The sequence below is a fragment of the Mesorhizobium sp. M0771 genome (assembly GCF_040320155.1).
Classification (GTDB): domain Bacteria; phylum Pseudomonadota; class Alphaproteobacteria; order Rhizobiales; family Rhizobiaceae; genus Mesorhizobium.
The window spans coordinates 139,909-158,530 of sequence record NZ_JAMYPC010000002.1 but is presented as its reverse complement, the minus strand read 5'-3'; the positions used below and the strand labels follow the sequence as shown (position 1 = coordinate 158,530).

The 18,622-nt window shown below is 62.8% G+C and carries 15 protein-coding genes; 6 read left to right on the top strand and 9 right to left on the bottom strand.

Annotated features, from left to right (window positions below; all coding sequences use genetic code 11):
- Window positions 1-47: 47 nt before the first annotated feature.
- From NKI05_RS04290 to NKI05_RS04280, 3 genes are all read left to right on the top strand, one after another.
- Entirely contained in the window at window positions 48-2,621 is a 2,574-nt protein-coding gene (locus tag NKI05_RS04290; RefSeq protein WP_023815489.1) for a GcvT family protein, read from the top strand.
- Between the two features lie 84 nt (window positions 2,622-2,705).
- Complete coding sequence (locus tag NKI05_RS04285; protein WP_023681764.1) at window positions 2,706-4,235, top strand: ArnT family glycosyltransferase; 1,530 nt, start codon at window positions 2,706-2,708, stop codon at window positions 4,233-4,235.
- A gap of 55 nt (window positions 4,236-4,290) precedes the next feature.
- The gene (locus tag NKI05_RS04280; protein ID WP_023746820.1) at window positions 4,291-5,598 is read left to right on the top strand and encodes a M24 family metallopeptidase; all 1,308 of its coding nucleotides are present in this window, start codon (window positions 4,291-4,293) and stop codon (window positions 5,596-5,598) included.
- On the opposite strand, the gene NKI05_RS04275 is transcribed toward NKI05_RS04280, so the two are convergent.
- The gene (locus tag NKI05_RS04275) at window positions 5,563-6,390 is read right to left on the bottom strand and encodes a phosphate/phosphite/phosphonate ABC transporter substrate-binding protein (protein ID WP_023746821.1); all 828 of its coding nucleotides are present in this window, start codon (window positions 6,388-6,390) and stop codon (window positions 5,563-5,565) included. The genes NKI05_RS04280 and NKI05_RS04275 overlap by 36 nt on opposite strands.
- 86 nt (window positions 6,391-6,476) lie before the next feature.
- Entirely contained in the window at window positions 6,477-7,487 is a 1,011-nt protein-coding gene (locus tag NKI05_RS04270) for a fatty acid desaturase (RefSeq protein WP_027050294.1), read from the bottom strand.
- 230 nt (window positions 7,488-7,717) lie between these two features.
- Here NKI05_RS04270 and NKI05_RS04265 point away from each other — a divergent pair, with 230 nt between their 5' ends.
- Window positions 7,718-8,575 (top strand): helix-turn-helix domain-containing protein, encoded by an 858-nt coding sequence (locus NKI05_RS04265; protein WP_023681768.1) that lies wholly within the window; start codon window positions 7,718-7,720, stop codon window positions 8,573-8,575.
- A 114-nt stretch (window positions 8,576-8,689) separates the two neighbouring features.
- Complete coding sequence (bmt, locus tag NKI05_RS04260) at window positions 8,690-9,712, top strand: betaine--homocysteine S-methyltransferase (protein ID WP_023746823.1); 1,023 nt, start codon at window positions 8,690-8,692, stop codon at window positions 9,710-9,712.
- A gap of 8 nt (window positions 9,713-9,720) precedes the next feature.
- On the opposite strand, the gene NKI05_RS04255 is transcribed toward bmt, so the two are convergent.
- The 7 genes from NKI05_RS04255 to NKI05_RS04225 form a co-directional block, all read right to left on the bottom strand.
- Window positions 9,721-9,987, bottom strand: a complete 267-nt coding sequence (locus NKI05_RS04255; RefSeq protein WP_023753429.1) for a hypothetical protein — start codon at window positions 9,985-9,987, stop codon at window positions 9,721-9,723.
- 240 nt (window positions 9,988-10,227) lie between these two features.
- Window positions 10,228-12,339 carry a vWA domain-containing protein gene (locus tag NKI05_RS04250; protein ID WP_023815491.1) on the bottom strand — a complete coding sequence of 704 codons (2,112 nt, stop codon included), beginning with the start codon at window positions 12,337-12,339 and terminating at the stop codon, window positions 10,228-10,230.
- Between the two features lie 2 nt (window positions 12,340-12,341).
- Window positions 12,342-12,902, bottom strand: coding sequence for an RNA polymerase sigma factor (locus tag NKI05_RS04245; RefSeq protein ID WP_023696454.1), 561 nt, complete (start codon window positions 12,900-12,902; stop codon window positions 12,342-12,344).
- A 215-nt stretch (window positions 12,903-13,117) separates the two neighbouring features.
- Window positions 13,118-14,296, bottom strand: coding sequence for a BaiN/RdsA family NAD(P)/FAD-dependent oxidoreductase (locus NKI05_RS04240; RefSeq protein ID WP_023700323.1), 1,179 nt, complete (start codon window positions 14,294-14,296; stop codon window positions 13,118-13,120).
- 95 nt (window positions 14,297-14,391) lie between these two features.
- A complete protein-coding gene (locus NKI05_RS04235) occupies window positions 14,392-15,129 on the bottom strand; it encodes a dienelactone hydrolase family protein (protein WP_023815492.1) in 738 nt (245 codons plus the stop codon).
- 104 nt (window positions 15,130-15,233) lie between these two features.
- Entirely contained in the window at window positions 15,234-15,920 is a 687-nt protein-coding gene (locus NKI05_RS04230) for a hypothetical protein (RefSeq protein ID WP_023681775.1), read from the bottom strand.
- 89 nt (window positions 15,921-16,009) lie between these two features.
- Window positions 16,010-17,584: a trimethylamine methyltransferase family protein gene (locus NKI05_RS04225; protein WP_023735236.1), complete on the bottom strand. Its 1,575-nt coding sequence runs from the start codon at window positions 17,582-17,584 to the stop codon at window positions 16,010-16,012.
- Window positions 17,585-17,846: 262 nt separating this feature from the next.
- Here NKI05_RS04225 and NKI05_RS04220 point away from each other — a divergent pair, with 262 nt between their 5' ends.
- Window positions 17,847-18,545: a cobalamin B12-binding domain-containing protein gene (locus NKI05_RS04220; RefSeq protein ID WP_023670402.1), complete on the top strand. Its 699-nt coding sequence runs from the start codon at window positions 17,847-17,849 to the stop codon at window positions 18,543-18,545.
- Window positions 18,546-18,622: the final 77 nt, after the last annotated feature.

Below are 18,622 nucleotides of genomic sequence, written 5' to 3'. Positions count from 1 at the left end.
CAACCGACACACCTGATTCAATTTACGCAAAAACGGACCTATCTCTCATGAAATCTCATGTAAAAGCGGTTGTCATTGGCGGCGGCGTCGTTGGCTGCTCGGTGCTCTATCACCTGGCCAAGGCCGGCTGGACCGACATCATGCTGATCGAGCGGTCCGAGCTCACCTCCGGCTCGTCCTGGCACGCAGCCGGCGGCTTCCACACGCTGAACGGCGATCCCAACGTCGCCAAACTGCAGGCCTATACGGTGCAGCTCTACAAGGAGATCGAGGAAATCTCCGGCCAGTCCTGCTCGCTGCATCTGACCGGCGGCGTGATGATGGCCGATACGCCCGAGCGCATGGATTTTCTGCGCCTGGCCCACGCCAAGGGCCGCTATCTCGGCATGGACACCGAGCTGATCACGCCCTCCGAAGCCAAGGCGATGTTCCCGCTGATGGACGAGACCAATTTCGTCGGCGCCATGTGGGATCCGGTCGAAGGCCATCTCGATCCCTCCGGCACGACGATCGCCTACTCCAAGGCGGCCAAGAAGCTGGGCGCCGAGATCGTGCTGCGCAACCGCGTCGTCGACTTGACGCAGGAAGTTGACGGCACCTGGAACGTCGTCACCGAACAGGGCACCGTCCACGCCGAGCATGTCGTCAACTGCGGCGGCCTGTGGGCGCGCGAGATCGGCCGCATGGTCGGCGTCGAACTGCCGGTGCTGGCCATGGAGCACATGTACCTGCTCACCGAGCCGATGCCCGAGGTCGAAGAGTTCAACAAATCGACCGGCCGCGAGATGATCGGCGTGCTCGACTTCAAGGGCGAGATCTACACCCGACAAGAGCGCAACGGCATCCTGCTCGGCACCTATGAAAAGGCCTGCAAGCCATGGTCGCCGGTCAACACGCCGTGGGATTTCGGCCATGAACTGCTGCCGCCCGACCTCGACCGCATCGCGCCGTCGCTGGAGATCGGCTTCAAGCATTTCCCCGGCATCGAGAAAGCCGGCATCAAGCAGATCATCAACGGCCCCTTCACCTTCGCGCTCGACGGAAATCCGCTGGTCGGGCCGGTGCAGGGCCTGACCAATTTCTGGTGCGCCTGCGCCGTCATGGCCGGCTTCAGCCAGGGCGGCGGCGTCGGCCTCGCGCTGTCCAACTGGATGGTGCATGGCGATCCCGGCTTCGACGTCTGGGGCATGGATGTCGCCCGCTTCGGCGAGTGGGCCGGCCTGCGCTACACCAACGCAAAGGTGCGCGAAAACTATTCGCGCCGCTTCTCCATCCGCTTCCCCAATGAAGAGCTGCCGGCTGCTCGCCCTGCACAAACCACCCCGCTCTATGACACGATGCTCGCCAACAACGCCGTCATGGGCGATAGCTGGGGCCTGGAGACCCCGCTGTGGTTCGCGCCGAAGGGCAAGGAGCCGAAGGACGTCGTCTCCTTCCACCGCTCAAACGATTTCGGTCCTATCGGCGAGGAAGTGCGCGCCACGCGCGAACGCGTCGGCGTCACCGAAATCGCCAACTTCGCCAAATACGAAGTGTCGGGACCTGCGGCTGAGGATTTCCTCAACCGGCTGATGACCAACCGCATGCCGAAGATCGGCCGCATCGTGCTGACGCCAATGATCAACGAATTCGGCAAGCTGATCGGCGACTTCACCATCGCCAAGGCAGGCGAAGACAGATTTATGATCTGGGGCTCTTCCGCCGCGCAGAAATACCACATGCGCTGGTTCGAAAAGCACCTGCCGAAGGATGGTTCGGTGCGCATCCACCGCTTCGATCAGACGCTCGTCGGCCTGTCGATCGCCGGGCCGAAATCGCGCGACCTCTTGCAGAACCTGGTCGATGTCGACATCTCGACGAAAGCTTTCCGCTTCATGGATTTCCGCGAAATGGCGGTCGGCGGCGCGCCCTGCATGGTCAACCGCATCACCTATACCGGCGATCTCGGCTATGAAATCTGGATGGCGCCGGCCTATGAGCGTCTGGTCTACAAGGCGATCAAGGACGCCGGCGAGGAGTTCGGCCTCGTCGATTTCGGCATGCGCGCTTTGCTCTCCATGCGCCTGGAGAAGAACTTCCCGACCTGGTACCGCGAACTGCGGCCGATCTACGGCCCGTTCGAAGGCGGGATGGACCGCTTCATCAAGCTGGAGAAGAACGACTTCATCGGCCGCGAGGCCGCTGCCAAGGAACAGGCGGAAGGGCCGAAACTGCGCCGTGTCTCCTTCATCGTCGATGCGGCCGACGCCGATGTCATGGGCGACGAGCCGATCTGGGCCAAGGTGGTCGGCAAGGACTATGGCACGGTGGAAAAGCCGCATGGTTATGGCGCGCCGCGCTTCGACATGGCGGGCAAGGAAGTGCGTGGCTCGAAGGCTGCCGAAGGCGCTTCCGCCGTGCGCGGCATCGTCGACGGCGACTGGCGCGTGGTCGGCTGGGTCACCTCGGGCGGTTATGCGCACTATGTGCAGAAGTCGATGGCGCAGGGCTATGTGCCGGCGGCACTCGCCGAGGACGAAAGTGCCGGACTGTTCGAGATCGAGATCCTCGGCCACCGGCGTCCGGCGCGCATCAATGTCGAGGCGCCCTTCGACCCCAGCGGCGAGAAGATGCGGACCTGAAAAGGCGACAGGGAGCGTGAGATCGTGTAAGGGGCCTTCGGCAGTTGGCCGCAGGCATTTTCCCTCGATGAGAAGACGATCCCCTTGCAGTATCTAGAGAAATGGACGGACTGGCTCGGCGAAGGCAAGGTCGGTCCCTTCAACGCCGCACTGGTCTGCGTCGCGGTCTATTGCGTCGTCCAGATCGTGGTGATGGCGCTGCTGTCCCATGTCCTGGGAACCGGTGTCGGCGTCGACGATTCCGAACAGCTGATGTACATGCACTACCTGTGGGCTGGCTATGGCGGCTCGCAGCCGCCGCTCTACACCTGGCTTGCCCGCCTCGTCGCCGTCGTGGTCGGAACGAACATCCTGGCGCTCAAGATCGTGAAGTACCTGCTGATCGGAGCGGCGCTGGCGTCGGTTTTCATCGCTGTCCGCCGCCTGGGCTATTCCAGCCGCGCTGGCGCCGCCGCATTGTTCGGCCTGCTGTTGTTTCCGCAGATGGTGTGGGAGATGCAGCACGCCCTCACCCACTCGATCGCCGCTTTCTGTTTTTCAGTGGTGCTGTTTCTTGCGCTCGTTGAACTGGTGCAGCGGCGTTCGCTGGCCACCTATGTGCTGTTTGGCGTGGCGATGGCCGCCGCCATCCTGTCGAAATACAACAACGCGATCTTTCTCGGCGCGCTGATGCTGTCCACCCTGTCGCTGCGCGAAACGCGCGGCGTCATCCTCAACCGCCGGTTTTCGATCAGCCTTGTCGTGGCGGTGCTGCTTTGCCTGCCGACGCTCTACTGGAACCTGACCTACACCGACCAGTTGCTGTCGCACAGCGGCGGCTTCGGCATGGGCAGAGGAGAAAGCGCCACACAAACCGCATTCTACGGAATGCGCGGACTGGGCAAGGCTATCCTGTATTTCGCCGTGTTGCCGGCCGGCATATTCGTCGCGGCTTTGCTCATCGCATGGAAAAAGCCGGCGCCGGCTCTGCAACCGGCGCCATGGACCGAGAAACTGGTGTGGCGCACCATCGCTTTTGCCCTGGCGATGACCATCGTGCTCGTCCTGGCGAGCGGGACGACGCAATTTCGCGATCGCTGGATGCTTCCCATCCTTGTGTTGCTGCCGGTCGCGCTGGCCTTGCGGATGGATGCCAGAGGCGACAAGGGAAGGAAGGTGCAGGACGTCGTCGTCTTTGTCGGCGCAACGCTTGCCATCCTCGTGCTGCCGGTGACCTGGTACACGCACCTCAATGGCGGCGACAGCCGCGGCAGCATCGTGCGTGTCGACTACCAGTCGCTCTATGGCCAGCTGACGGCAAACGGTCCGGTTCGCACGGCGATATCGAGCTGGCACTGGGTGGGAAATCTGCGTCTTGTCGATCCCGATCTGGTCGTGCTCGACGACGAGATGCCGGACTTCGGCCATTTGCTGATCGAGCCGGCGGTGCTCGTGATGGCCAATGACAAGGAACCTCCCGAGGGCATCCTGCGGGCCTTGAGCGAGGCCGGCTATGTCGCTGACGGCTCGCCGCAGCAATTGGTCGTTCCGATGCTGTTCGACAGCGAGCCGCCCACCCGCACGCTGACGGTCACGCGGCTGAAGAAAGCGGCCGCGGGCGCAGCGCCACAGTAAGTCGGCAGGGAGGCGTCGGGTGGAGAAACAAGGGTTCGGTCGTCATCGCAAGATCATGCCGTTCGAGCCCGGCTCCGTCGAAGCCTTGCGCGAAACATCGCGCCAGAAGGCGGCGTCGCTGAACCAGCATGTGCTGGGCTATGGCGCGCTGGCTGAAGCCGAATGGCAAGCGGCAGGCATCGCCGCGCCCGATCTTGCCGCGATGCGCAAATACCGGCTCGAGCGCCTCCGCGCCGAACTGAGGCGCCGAAACTACGCCGGCGCGCTGCTCTACGACCCCGTCAACATCCGCTACGCCACCGATTCGACCAACATGCAGCTGTGGGTCGCGCACAATCCGACCCGCCACTGCTTCGTCGCCACTGAGGGACCCGTGGTGCTGTTCGACTATTTCTCCTGCGAGCATCTGTCCGACCATTCCGGCGTCGTTGACGAGGTGCGGCCGGCAGTGTCGTGGATGTACCTCTATGGCGGTGAGCTGACCGAGCACAAAGTCCGCCGCTGGGCGGCCGGCATCGCCGATCTGGTCAAGGAGCATGGCGGCGGCAACAGCCGCATTGCGGTCGACCACATCAACCCGGAAGGCGTCGAGGAACTCGCCCGGCTCGGCATCTCGATTGGCAATGGCGAAGCGGTGATGGAAAATGCGCGGCTGATCAAATCGCCGGACGAGATCCTCGCCATGCGCCGCGCAATCGTCGCTTGCGAAGCGGCGATGGGTGAAATGGAGAAGGCGCTGACGTCGGGCATTTCCGAAAACGAATTGTGGGCCGAACTCCACCGCGGCAACATTGCGCGCGGCGGCGAATGGATCGAAACCCGGCTGCTGGCCTCGGGGCCGCGCACCAATCCGTGGTTCCAGGAATGCTCATCGCGCGTGATCGAAGCAGGCGACCTCGTCGCCTTCGACACCGACCTGATCGGTCCCTACGGCTTCTGCGCCGATCTCTCGCGCACCTGGCTTTGCGGTGACGCCAGGCCGTCGAACGAGCAGCGCGACCTGTTCCGCATTGCCGCCGACCAGATCGCCCACAACACGCAATTGATGCAGCCCGGCATGTCCTTTCGCGACCTGGTCGAACGCTCCGTGGTGCCGCCGGGAGATTGCTTCCCGGCGCGCTACGGCGTGCTCTATCACGGCGTCGGCCTCGCCGACGAGTATCCAACCCTGCCACATGCCAGCGACTGGACGCCGGACACGCCCGACGGCGTGCTGGAGCCGGGAATGGTCCTGTGCGTGGAAAGCTATATCGGCCGTCTCGGCGGCCATGAGGGCGTCAAGATCGAGGAACAGATCCTGATCACCGAGACCGGTAACGAGCAGCTTTCAACCTACCCGTTGGATGCGAGGCTGCTCGGCTGATCCGGCAAGCGCCTCGCGCAGAGCCTTGAGCGTCTTTTCCGGCGTCGTCCTGGCGGTGATGTAGGGCAGGCCTTTGCGCCTTGCCGTCCAGCCGACGACCTTCACGGCGTTTGCCGCAGGTTCGAAACGCTGCGCCAGCGCCCAGCTCTCACAGTCGATGGCAGCTATATCCGCCTTGCCCTCGGCGACCGCGACGATCGAGCCGCGATGGCCACCGCTTTCGCTGCGCGAGGAAAAGATATCCAGGCTTTCGCCGGCGGCCTGCAGATCGCGCGCCAGTGCAATGATGCCCGACATCGAATCGAGGCTGTTGTAGGTAAAACGCTTGCCACGCATCAGATCGAGCGGCAGCAAGGCTTTGCCATCCGCGGGCGAGCGAACTTCCGATCCCTCGCCTGTGCGCATCACCAGCGCGCTGGAATAGAGTTCGCCCTGGCCGCCTTCGTAAGCGTCGTAGCTCGGCTGGCCGACCACCTGCACATGCTTGTTCAGGCCGAGTTCCATCGGCCCCCAGCAGGTCTGCGCGAACAGCAGCGCCGGATGCAGCCAAAGCTGGTGATGGTCGAGTTCGTTCGGCGGCAGTGTCGCCGGATCGGGCGCGATTAGCTTGCCCTCGGCGTCCCGGATACCGCCCGGCACCGGCGGCAGGTCGCCACTGCGGCGCACGATTGTCTGCGGCGCATCGATGCCCTTGTGCCGAAAAGCCTCGCGCAACGCTGCCCATTGCGCGTCGACCTCGCCGCGCACTTCGGGCCAGTCGTACATCGGCAATGCCGCAATCAATTCACTCATGCCGACACTCAATCATCATGGCTCGGGAAAGGATCGCAAAAACGCGGCGTTCAATCAGAATTGGCCGACACCGGGATGTCCGGGGATTATTCCTTCGGCGGCTCGGCCGGAACCGGCGCGCTGCCAAGCCCGCTGATGCTGCGCGCCCTGATGCGCGGCTTGAATGCCCTGCCCGGCTCGGGCTGGCGGCGCAGCACCGGGTGCACGATCGGCTCCTTGGCCTTGAATGCGTAGGCCTTGATCAGTGCGAAATAGTTCGGATAGGCGTAGCCATTGTTCATCCGCAGCCACTCGTCGCGGCGGTCGGCAAACAGTTTTGGAAGCCTGTACCAGGCAACGGTCGGGGTCTTGTGGTGAACGAAGTGCAGATTGTTGTTGAGGAACAGGAACGACAGCGGCGAGCGCTCGATGATCACCGTGCGTCCTTCAGGGTGCTCGCACCACTGATGTTCGGCGAAAGTCCGGACCGCGATCAGCGACTGGCCGAGCCAGACCGGCACCAGAATGTAGAGCCATACGGGAATGCCGAAGCCGAACTGCACGATCGGCACTACGATGGCGAGGCCGATCGCATGCAGCAGCCATGCCTTGCCGATCACCTTGTCGCCGGCAATCACATGCCTGGCGTCGTCGACGAAGAAACCGATGCAGGACAGCCAAGGGCCGAGAAAGAAACGGCCGGCCATGGTGTTGTTTATCTTGAGCAGGAATTTCATCGTCGGCGGCAGATCGTCATGCATCCACAGCGCCTGGTAATAGCTCTCGGGATCGTCGAGCGGATCGGTCAGGCGCTCGTCGGCGTGGTGGCGCAAATGAAGCGTCTTGAAGCGACGGAACGGCCAGACCAGGCCGATCGGCAGGAAGACGAAGGCTTCGTTGATGAGCGCGCTGCGCGTCGGATGGCCATGCAGCACTTCGTGCATGATCGACGACTGCAAGGCCAGGATGAAGCCGAGGAGAAGAAGTGCCAGGATCGGATAAGAGGGCCAGAGCAGGAGCCCGGCAGCGAGCCACATTCCGTAACAGAAGAAAGCGAGAACCACGGTCGGCCACTCGATGGCTGCTGCGTTGCGTCGCTTGATGCTCTTGCCTGTCATGCTATCGACCACTGTCCCTCAGCCGCCGAAACCCCAATTGGTTCCTGACAACATAGTGTCAGGAGAAGCGATTCCACTCAACGAGACAAAGTGTACAAAATGTTGCATTTGCGCATTTTTGACCGCAGATGTTACACATTGTAAACAACCCTAGGGATTCATTTACGCCTGGAGTGCTGATTCGACGGCTATGGCGCAAATTTTTCCTAAGTGAGCGCGAAGAACGAACAGTGGACAAACGGGACCTGTCGGCAATCTTTCGGGAGCGTCTGAAGCTGCTCCTGACACGGTCCGACCTCAACCAGTCGGCCTTCGCGTCAGCAGTCGGCATCGATCGGTCGGCGCTGTCGCAACTGATGTCCGGCGCCTCGACGCGCCTGCCGCGCGCCGAAACGCTGCTCAACATCGCCGCCGAATTCAAGATCTCGCTGGACTGGCTCCTCGGCCTCTCCCAGGACGAAGGCGTCACCGGCGAAATCCGCGAAAGCCTGGAGATCGAAGAGGCGCCCGACGGCTTCGACCGCACGCTGCTCGCCAAATGGTTCGCCGAGGCCGCAGGCACCAAGATCCGCTATGTGCCGGCCGGCATTCCCGACCTCCTGCGCACACGCCAGCTGGTCGACTACGAAGCCAACATCACCAACCGCAGCCGCCTCGCTCAGGCGAGCGAGACGCAGTACCGCATCGAGTACAACCGGCGCCCTGAGACCGACATGGAGGTCTGCATGCCGCGCCACACGCTGGAGATTTTCGCCCGCGGCCTGGGCGTCTGGGACCGCTTTCCCGAGGCTGACCGCCGGCAGCAGCTTGCCCATATGGCGACGCTGCTTGACGATCTCTACCCCACCTTCCGCCTGTTCCTCTATGACGGCCGCATGCGCTATTCCATCCCGCTGACCATCTTCGGCCCTTACCGCGCCGCCATATATGTCGGCGACATGTATGTCGTGCTGAACGCCACCCAGCCGGTCCAAGCGCTGACCCAGCATTTCGACAATCTGATCCGCGCCGCCGACATCAACCCGCATGAGGCCGCCGCCTACGCGCGCAATCTGGCCGGCGCGTCATTTCCATCGGGTTCTGCCTGATCCCCAACGCCCCGGAAAGGTGCGCCGCCCGGCAATTGCCGGTCGCAAACACATTGACTGGACATAAAGACTTCTTTATATCCTTATTCCATTCAAATACTGAAAGTCGATCCGATGACCGCGAACAATCCCATCGATGCTCTGCTGGCCGAAAAGGGCGTGCTGCTCGCCGATGGCGCCACCGGCACCAATCTGTTCGCCATGGGGCTGGAGGCCGGCGAAGCGCCGGAGTTGCTGAACGAGGCAGCGCCCGACACCATCACCAGCCTGCACCAGAATTTCGTCGACGCCGGCGCCGATATCATCCTCACCAACTCGTTCGGCGGCACCCGCCACCGGCTGAAGCTGCATCATGCGCAGGACCGCGTGCATGCGCTGAACAAGCGCGCCGCCGAGATTGCCCGCGCGGTCGCCGACAAGGCCGACAGGAAAGTCATCGTCGCCGGCTCGGTCGGTCCGACCGGCGAGTTGCTGGTGCCGCTCGGCGCCATGACCTATGACGAAGCAGTCGAGGCTTTTGCCGAGCAGATCGAGGGTCTCAAGGAAGGCGGCGCCGAAGTCGCCTGGATCGAGACCATGTCTGCGCCGGACGAAATCCGCGCCGCGGCGGAGGCCGCCATCCGCGTCGGCCTGCCCTACACCTATACCGGTTCGTTCGACACTGCCGGCCGCACCATGATGGGCTTGCTGCCCAAGGATATCCACGGCGTCGTCGACGGACTTTCAGAGACACCGCTCGGTGTCGGCGCCAATTGCGGTGTCGGCGCCTCCGACATCCTGGCCTCGCTGCTCGACATGACCGAGGCGAAGCCGGAAGCGACGGTGATCGTCAAGGGCAATTGCGGCATTCCCGAATTTCGTGGCACCGAGATCCATTATTCCGGCACGCCGGAGCTGATGGCCGACTATGTCCGGCTGGCGGTGGATGGCGGCGCGAAGATCATCGGTGGCTGCTGCGGCACGTCGTTCCAGCACCTTGCCGCCATGCGCAAGGCGCTCGACGCGCACACCAAATCCGAACGCCCGACCGTCGCGGCGATCGTCGAGCGCATCGGTCCGATGCGCAACAAGGTGGCGACGGAAAACACCGCCGAGACCAGCGAAGCCCGCCGCGAACGCCGCCGCACCCGGGCCTGATATCGAACTTATTCGCTGTTTTCAGCGTAACGCGATAGCGCCGTCTTGAAATCCAGGGCGGTGCTGTCGGCGCTTTCATTCATCGTCACCAGGTCACCCGACGACTGCGGATTGCCGATCTGCTCCAGCATGACACGAAAGCGGTCATTGGTCAGCGCCGACTTTGCGGTATTCCGGGCTGCGTCGACGTCATCCATGATGCGCCTGGATTCTGGCGACAGCGTTCCCGACGCCTGCGTGTGTCTCACCGCCGGCGTCGTGTTTCCAATGTTCATGATCTGCAATTCCCGGCTCCCCAAGCCCAGTCCCGACCCCATGCAATAATAGCAGGGCATTGCGATGACGTTCCGGAAAAGCCGCGCAATTTAACGATCAGGCGGATCATCTGTGCGCTTCGGATCAATCGATCCGAAAAAAGGCCGGCAGGGTTTCCCCCGCCGGCCTGCCTCACCCGCCCGTAGCCGGTTCCCCGTATCAGAACGACCCCCGTCTGAAAGGAACCGGCTGTATTGCCACTACCGGTTACCGCCGAGCGCCGAGGCAAGGCGCACAAGCGAAAGGAACTCGGACCTGTACCCAAACGGGTCGGCTCCTCGGGCGGCGGTGGCAATCTCCATGATCTTGTCGTAGCCGAACTTCGCGGTCGCATCCTCGTCGCGCAGCTTCTGGCCGAAGGCGGCGACAGCGACGGAGAAACGCTGGTCGGTGCTGGCCTGGTCGAAGGACGCGACCTCGTTGGCCGACGTCACCGGCGTGGTGATCAGCTTCGAGACGTCTTCGTTCGGCAGCTTGTAGCGGATTTTCACGAAGGCATATTCGTCGGCGTTGGCGACGCCGCCATTGTCGACCGCGGCCTGGCCGTAGCGCAGCGGATCCATCTGCTCGCCGCCACTGCCCTTCGGCGTGATCTCGTAGATGGCCGTCACCGAATGACCGGAGCCGATATCGCCGGCATCGACGCGGTCATTGTTGAAGTCCTCGCGGTTCAAGGCGCGGGTTTCATAGCCGATCAGCCGGTACTCCGAGACCTTGTCCGGATTGAACTCGACCTGGATCTTGACGTCCTTGGCGATGGTGAACAGCGTCGAGGAGGCATCCTCGACCAGAACCTTCTCGGCCTCGGCCAGCGTGTCGATATAGGCGGCGGTGCCGTTGCCGTTCTGGGCGATGGTCTGCATCATCTGGTCGTTCAGATTGCCGCGTCCAAAGCCGAACACCGACAGGAAGACGCCGGTCTTGCGCTCCTGCTCGATCAGTCGCTTCAGATCGTCGTCATCGGTCTGGCCGACATTGAAGTCGCCGTCCGTGGCCAGCATCACACGGTTGATGCCGTCCTTGACGAAGGACTGCTGGGCAAGCTTGTAGGCTTCCTTGATACCCGCCTCGCCGGCCGTCGAGCCGCCCGGCTGCAGATTGTCGATGGCGTTGAGGATCTTGTCCTTCTCGGTGACCTTGGTCGGCATCAGCACGGTGCCGGCGTCACCGGCATAGGTGACGATCGAGATGGTGTCGTCCGCCTTGAGCTTGCTGACCAGCAGCCGGAAAGCCGACTTCAGCAGCGGCAGCTTGTCCGGCTCATCCATCGAACCCGAGACGTCGATCAGGAACACCAGATTGGCCTTGGGCTGCTCGACCGGCTTGATGTCGAAGCCCTTGATGGCGACGTGCATCAGCTTGGTGTGCCCGTTCCACGGCGTCGGCATGACGCTGACGGTCGAGTTGAACGGCGTCGAAGCCGAGTCCGGACCCTTCCAGTCATAGGGGAAGTAATTGACCATCTCCTCGACGCGGACCGTATCGGCCTGCGGCAGGTAGCCCTGCTTCAGCGAGCCGCGGACGAAGGAATAGGAAGCCGTGTCGACGTCGATCGAGAAGGTCGAGACCGGATCCTGAAGGGCTGCATGCACCGGATTGGTCTTGAAATCCTCGACGCGGTCGCGGTTTGGCTCCTGCGGCGCAATCTGGTCGGCCGGCATCGTCGAAGGCTGTGCCAGGTACTTGGATTCGGTCGCGCCGGCCATGCGGTTGACCCGCGCGCCGCCGGCCGGAGCAGCACTGCCGTCAAGCGAAAACTCGCGGCTCTCAACTGGCGCAGGCTCGGCCAACACGCCGCGTCCCAGCGCATCCTGCTGCGCCGGGGCGACAGCAACGGTCGATTCGGGCTTCGGCGGCGCGGGTGGCGTAAGCGGCGTAGTGGTGTCGCGGCTTCGCACATCGGCGTCGGTCTTCTTGTCGCCTTCAGGCGCCTGCTTTTCTTTTACCGGCGCGTTGATCGCCGGCCCATTGGTTGCCGGCTTGTCGGCCAGCGTCTCGGTGATCTTCTCGTCGCCGCCGAACGGCAACGGCTGTTCCCTCAGCATATGGAAGGTGGCGTATCCGGCGATCGGCAGGGCGACGAGCCCGGCAATGGCCGGCGTGGCGATGAGTTTCTTTTGCATGATCTCGCTCCAGAGCTTTTGTGCTCGCTCTGTGAGACGAAGCCCGCCGACCGATCCTTGGGTGACGGCAGAAATATTTTCCTGATCATAGGCGCGCATGGCGGCTTCGAAGGCGCGTGTCTTCGCGCTCTCGCCCGGCGCCGGTACTGCTGCGTCGCGCAGCCTGTTGAGTTCGTTGTCGTCGACCATGGTCACACTTCCCCGGCTGAACGCATCAACGTCTTCAGCCGTTTCTTCGCTTCATGGATGTGCCAGGAAACCGTCGTCTCCGAGATTGCCATCGCCTCGGCGGCGGCCGCATGGCTCAAACCTTCGCCATAGACCAGAAGTACTGCATCGCGCTGCTTGTCCGGCAATTGCCGCACCGCTGCCCAGAGCGCCTCAGTCGGATCTTCGGGCTCGGCGGATGCCTCTCCCGATATCATGCTGTAGGCGCCGAAAGCCTCGGTCTTGACGTTTTCGCGCGTCGTCTTGCGCATCATGTCGCGCGCCGCGTTCAGCGTCACGGAATAGAGCCATGTCGTAAACGCGCCGCCGCCGCGGTAGTCGCGGATCGCCTTGCCGAGACGGACACAGACCTCCTGGGCGATGTCTTCGGCATCGGCCTTCTTTCCGCACCAGCGATAGGCGGCGCGATAGACGAAGTCGTAGTGCCGCTCCAGCAATTTGCCGAAGGCACCCCTGTCTCCGCCCTTCGCCCGCCCGATCAATTCGGCGTCGGAGGCTTCGCTTTCATCCAGCATCATCGCCATCATTTGCCTGTTGGACGAAGGCTAATGGCCAATCCTTGGGGTTATGGAAAGATTTTTTTCCGAGGCGACGGATGCACGCGCAACAGGTGCGCTGAGATTCAGGTGAGGCCGAGCCGAAAACGATGGATTTCGAGAACCGGAGTGGAGCGTACTTTTGGTACGCGAGCACCGGAAGCACTGAAAGCCGTCGTTTGCAGGCCGGCCTCACCTGAATATCAGCACACCTGGCCCGAGGCCCAGCCGGACGACCAAGCCCACTGAAAATTATAGCCGCCCAGCCAGCCCGTGACATCGACGACTTCGCCGATGAAAAACAGCCCCGGCACGGATTTCGCCTGCATCGTCTTCTGATCGAGCCCGTTGGTATCGACACCGCCAAGCGTCACTTCCGCCGTGCGGTAACCCTCGGAGCCGGCCGGCTTGATGCGCCAGTCGTTGACGGCGGCTTCGACGGTTTTCATTTGCAGGTCTGTCAAATCAGCGAGATTGCCATCGATCCCACTGCGCTCGGCGACTGCTTGCGCAAGGCGCTTCGGCAAATGGTTTGCAAGCACCGTCTGCACCGCTTGCCTGCCGTTGACGCGCCGGGCGGCGCGAAGCAGTTCCGCCACATCCCTCCCCGGCAGCATGGCGATGCGGATCTCGTCGCCCTCGCGCCAATAGGACGATATTTGCAGGATGGAAGGCCCGCTCAAGCCGCGATGCGTAAACAGCATCGCTTCTGAAAACCGCGTCTTGCCGCAGGCGACTTCGGCATCGACGGCATTGCCGGCCAAAGGCGCCAGCCGCTCCAGCGTTCTTGCGTCGAAGGTAAGCGGCACCAGCGCCGGCCGTGTTTCCACCACCGCAAGGCCGAATTGCGCCGCAAGCTCGTAGCCGAAACCGGACGCGCCCATTTTGGGGATCGACTTGCCCCCGCAAGCCACGACTAACGAGCTGCAAGCGACGCTGCCAGCGGAGAGCGTCAGCACAAACCCGTCCGCGGTCTTGCTGACGTTCCTCACCTCGGTCGACAACGCCAGTTCCACACCCCAATCCTGCATGTCGGAAACCAGCATGTCGATGACCTGGCGCGCCGAGCCGTCGCAAAACAGCTGTCCCAGCGTCTTCTCGTGATAGGCAATGCCATGGCGTTCGACGAGCGCGATGAAGTCGCCTTGCGTGTAGCGGCTGAGCGCCGAAATGCAGAAATGCGGATTGCCGGAGATGAAATTCTTCGGGCTGGTGTGGATGTTGGTGAAATTGCAGCGGCCACCGCCGGAGATGCGGATCTTCTCGCCGGGCTTTGCCGCGTGATCGAGCACCAGGACCGAGCGGCCGCGCTTGCCCGCCTCGATGGCGCACATCATTCCGGCCGCACCGGCGCCGATCACCACGACATCATAGGATTGCATCAGGCTGTTCGTTCCCGCTCGACTGGCGCTGTTTTAACAGGCCGCGCCAATCGTGCAGTCTCTACCCGTTCGTTGCGACTTCAGGCAACGCCTCGTTAGATCAGCGTCTCGGCGAACAGCGTCGTCAGTCGCTTCCAATGACGTTCGGCGCCGGCCGCGTTGAAGACGCTGTGGTCCGACACGCACCAGCCATGCGCCATGCCGGCATAGTTTTCGATGACGTGGTCGACTTCCGCCACGCGCAGCGCCTCGGCCAGTCGCGCCGACTGCTCCGGCGGAAAGCTGCGGTCCACCCCAGACGTTCCGACATAGACCCGCGCCTTGATCATTGCAGCCTTGCGGTGCGGACTGTCGGCGGCATCGCTGGCCAGATTGCCGCCATGGAAGCTTGCCGCCGCCACGATGCGATCGGGATAGGTTGCAGCCGCATTCAAGGCCCGCGCCCCGCCCATGCAGTAACCGACGACACCGACCGGTCCGGTGACACCTTCAGCGGTAAGCGTGTCGAGGAACGCCCTGCTGTCGCGGATGGTCATGTCCTGTGTCGTGCCGTGGACCAACGCCGTCAGCGCGACCTTGGTCTCCTCGACGACGAAAGCGGTCTTGGGCTCGAACGGCCCGTAGGGTGCGTTGCGATAGAAAAGATCCGGCACCAGCACCGCACAGCCCTCGCCGGCCAGCCGCTCCGCCATTGCGTCGAGCGCCGGTCGCGGACCGAAAGCGTCCATATAGAGAATGATGCCGGCCCTGGACGAGGAAGCGGTCGCCGAGCGGAACAGCCCGGCTTTCGCCACGCCGTCCTCGGTTTTTATCTCAATGTCCTGCTTCGCCATGGCGCGCCCCGTTGATTGTCGTGCGATACATATAAGCAGGCATTGTCAGGGCAAGCCGTTCCCTGACAATCCCGTTCAACACTTTGTGCGGGCTTTCGACCCGGCTACAGGCCGGCAAACGCCGTCATGTGAAAGGCCTGAACCTCAGGCGGATAGCGATGGGCCGTGCCATACGGACAGGCGTTGCGGTCGAGGCAGCCGCCGCCGCGGCATGGTTCGCCCTTCGATCCCCGCACATGCGCCAGGCAAGCCTGATGAGCGAAACCATCCGCGGAATAGGCGTCAACCGGACAGGATTTCAGGCAAGGTTTTGCAACACAGGCGTCGCAAAGGTGAATCGCTTCGCGACGTTCAGGAAGCGCGATCTCATCCTCGAACAGCAACGCGCCGCGATAGGCATGCCAGAGCCCGTACTGCGGATGCATCAGGATGCCCAGCGGCGACGGTCTCAGCCTCTCCGCTCGCATCGCCCATTGCTGGAACGGCAGATAAGGTCTGTCCGAAGGCGAAACGGCGCGCGCGCCGAATTTCTCCGCCACCGCACCGATCACTGCGCGCGACCATGTGTCGAGCGGATTAGCAATGGTTTGCGGTTGCCGGTCGCGCCAGCGCAGGAAATGCGGCCAGGGTGCCGCTCCCGCCTGCCCCACCAACAGCACGGATTTGGCGGGGGCAACTGAAGGGCCATGCGGCGGCGTTTCGCTTGTTGCGAAATTGAAGCCGCCGCGCAGGATGAGGCCGTCGGCGGAAAGCGCGGCCGCTATCTCGTCAGCCCGGCGCCGCGCAATCATCCCTTCTTGTCCGGGTCGGAGAAAGCGCTCCGCCAGACTTCCTTGTGGATGATGTTGGCGACTTTAGCCCCGCCTGACTCGGGCTCCTTTCAGGTGAAGGCGTCAGCCATCGACGCCTTCTTCGTCGCGATGTAGTCCTTCAGCCCGTCGTCGATGCCCGGATCGAGATACGGCGCCTCATAGGTCTCCAGCCAGCGGCGGGCGAGTTCGTTGGCGCGCTGCGGCGCTGTCTTCTCGCCCTCGGCCAGCCACTGCTCGTAGGAATTGTTGTCGGCGATGCTGGAGCGGTAGAAGGCGGTCTGGAAATTGGCCTGGGTGTGGTCGCAGCCGAGATAGTGGCTGCCCGGGCCAACCTGGCGGATGGCGTCCATCGCCTGGCCGTTTTCCGAGAGGTCGACGCCTTCGGAAAACTTTTGCGTCATGCCGAGCTGGTCGATGTCCATCATGAATTTTTCGTAGCAGGACGCCAGTCCGCCTTCGAGCCAGCCTGCCGAATGCAGGACGAAATTGGTGCCGGCAAGAATGGTCGAGTTCAGCGTGTTGGCGCTCTCATAGGCGGCCTGCGCGTCCGGAACCTTGGAGGCGCAGAGCGATCCGCCGGTGCGGAACGGCAGGCCGAGCCGGCGGGCAAGCTGTGCGGCGCCGTAGGAAACCAGCGACGGCTCCGGTGTGCCGAAGGTCGGCGCACCAGACTGCATGGAGATCGACGAGGCGAAGGTGCCGAACAGTACCGGCGCGCCGGGGCGGATCAACTGCGTGAAAGAGGCACCGGCCAGCACCTCGGCCAGAACCTGTGTCAGCGTGCCGGCCACCGTGACCGGGCTCATCGCGCCGGCAAGGATGAACGGCGTGACGATGCAAGCCTGGTTGTGACGCGAATAAACCTTCAGCGCGCCCAGCATGGTTTCGTCGAACACCATCGGCGAATTGGCGTTGATCAGGCTGGTCAGCACGGTGTTGTTTTCGACGAAATCGTCGCCGAACACGATCTTGGCCATGGCGACGGTGTCTTCGGCCCGCTCTGGCGCCGTCACCGAACCCATGAACGGTTTGTCCGAATATTTGATGTGGCTGTAGATCATGTCGAGATGGCGTTTGTTGACCGGCACATCGACCGGCTCGCACACCGTGCCGCCCGAATGGTGGATCGACGGCGCCATATAGGCGAGCTTCACGAAATTCCGGAAATCCTCGATCGTCGCGTAGCGCCTGACACCGTCGAGATCGCGCACGAAGGGCGGACCATAGACCGGCGCGAAGACCGTGGCGTTGCCGCCGATCTGCACCGAACGTTCGGCGTTGCGCGCATGCTGGGTGTAGATGGGCGGCGCGGTCTTCAGCAGCGAGCGGCAGAGGCCCTTGGGAAAATGCACGCGCTCGCCCTTGACGTCGGCGCCCGCCTCTTTCCAAAGCTGCAGCGCCTCGGCGTCGTCGCGAAAGATGATGCCGATCTCTTCCAGCACCGTATCGGTGTTGTTTTCGATAATCGCCAGGCCTTCCTCGTTGAGGACCTCATAGATGTTGATCTTGCGCTTGATATAGGTGAGCTGGGTGCCCGGTCCGCCGCCCGAGCGCGCCGCCCGCCTTGCAGCCGCGCCGCCGCTGGCAGCACGTCCACGTCGCGCATTGGACGCTTCCTGGTCGACTGACGCGTTTTCACCCATGATCGTTTTTTCCCTAAAAACCGTTTGCGGCCGCGTATGGCGGCTTCTCGCCCGGATCGTAGTCATGCACCCTATTCGAAACGGCCCGCCAGCGCCAACGCCTGTCGCAAAATCGACAAGAATTCCAATAGATTTGCGGTCGCTTTCCTTTTGCGGGAAGTCGCAAATCAGCTATGGATACCTGCCCCCGCCGGGTTAGGTATTGACGCGATTATTTTAAGCCGCCGTGATCGCATCCCGTGCGGCAAGGAGCCCGAGAAAAATGGCCGACGACGAGATCATCCTCTCCGAGCTTTCCGACGACGAGTTGGTGCAGCAGATGCACGACGATCTCTATGACGGACTGAAGGAAGAGATCGAGGAAGGCACCAACATCCTGCTCGAGCGCGGCTGGGTGCCCTACAAGGTGCTGACCGAAGCTCTGGTCGAAGGCATGCGCATCGTCGGCGAGGACTTTCGCGACGGCATCCTGTTCGTTCCCGAGGTGCTGCTGTCGGCCAACGCCATGAAGGCCGGCATGTTCATCCTGCGCCCGCTGCTGGCCGCCACCGGCGCGCCGAAGCAGGGCAAGATGGTGATCGGCACCGTCAAGGGCGACATCCACGACATCGGCAAGAACCTCGTCGGCATGATGATGGAAGGTGCCGGCTTCGACGTCATCGATCTCGGCATCAACAATGCGGTGGAAAAATACCTCGACGCCATCGAGCAGCACCAGCCCGACATTATCGGCATGTCGGCGCTTTTGACCACGACCATGCCCTACATGAAGGTCGTCATCGACACGATGAAGGAAAAGGGCATCCGCGACGACTATGTCGTCCTGGTCGGCGGCGCGCCGCTAAACGAGGAATTCGGCAAGGCCGTCGGCGCCGATGCCTATTGCCGCGACGCGGCTGTGGCGGTCGAGACCGCCAAGGACTTCATGAAGCGCAAGCATAATATGCGCGCTTCAGCCTGATCTCTTCCGCAAGGCGTCTGGCCCACAATCGAAAGCCGCGCCTTGCAGCGCGGCTTTTTTGTTCCCAGCTATTGGAA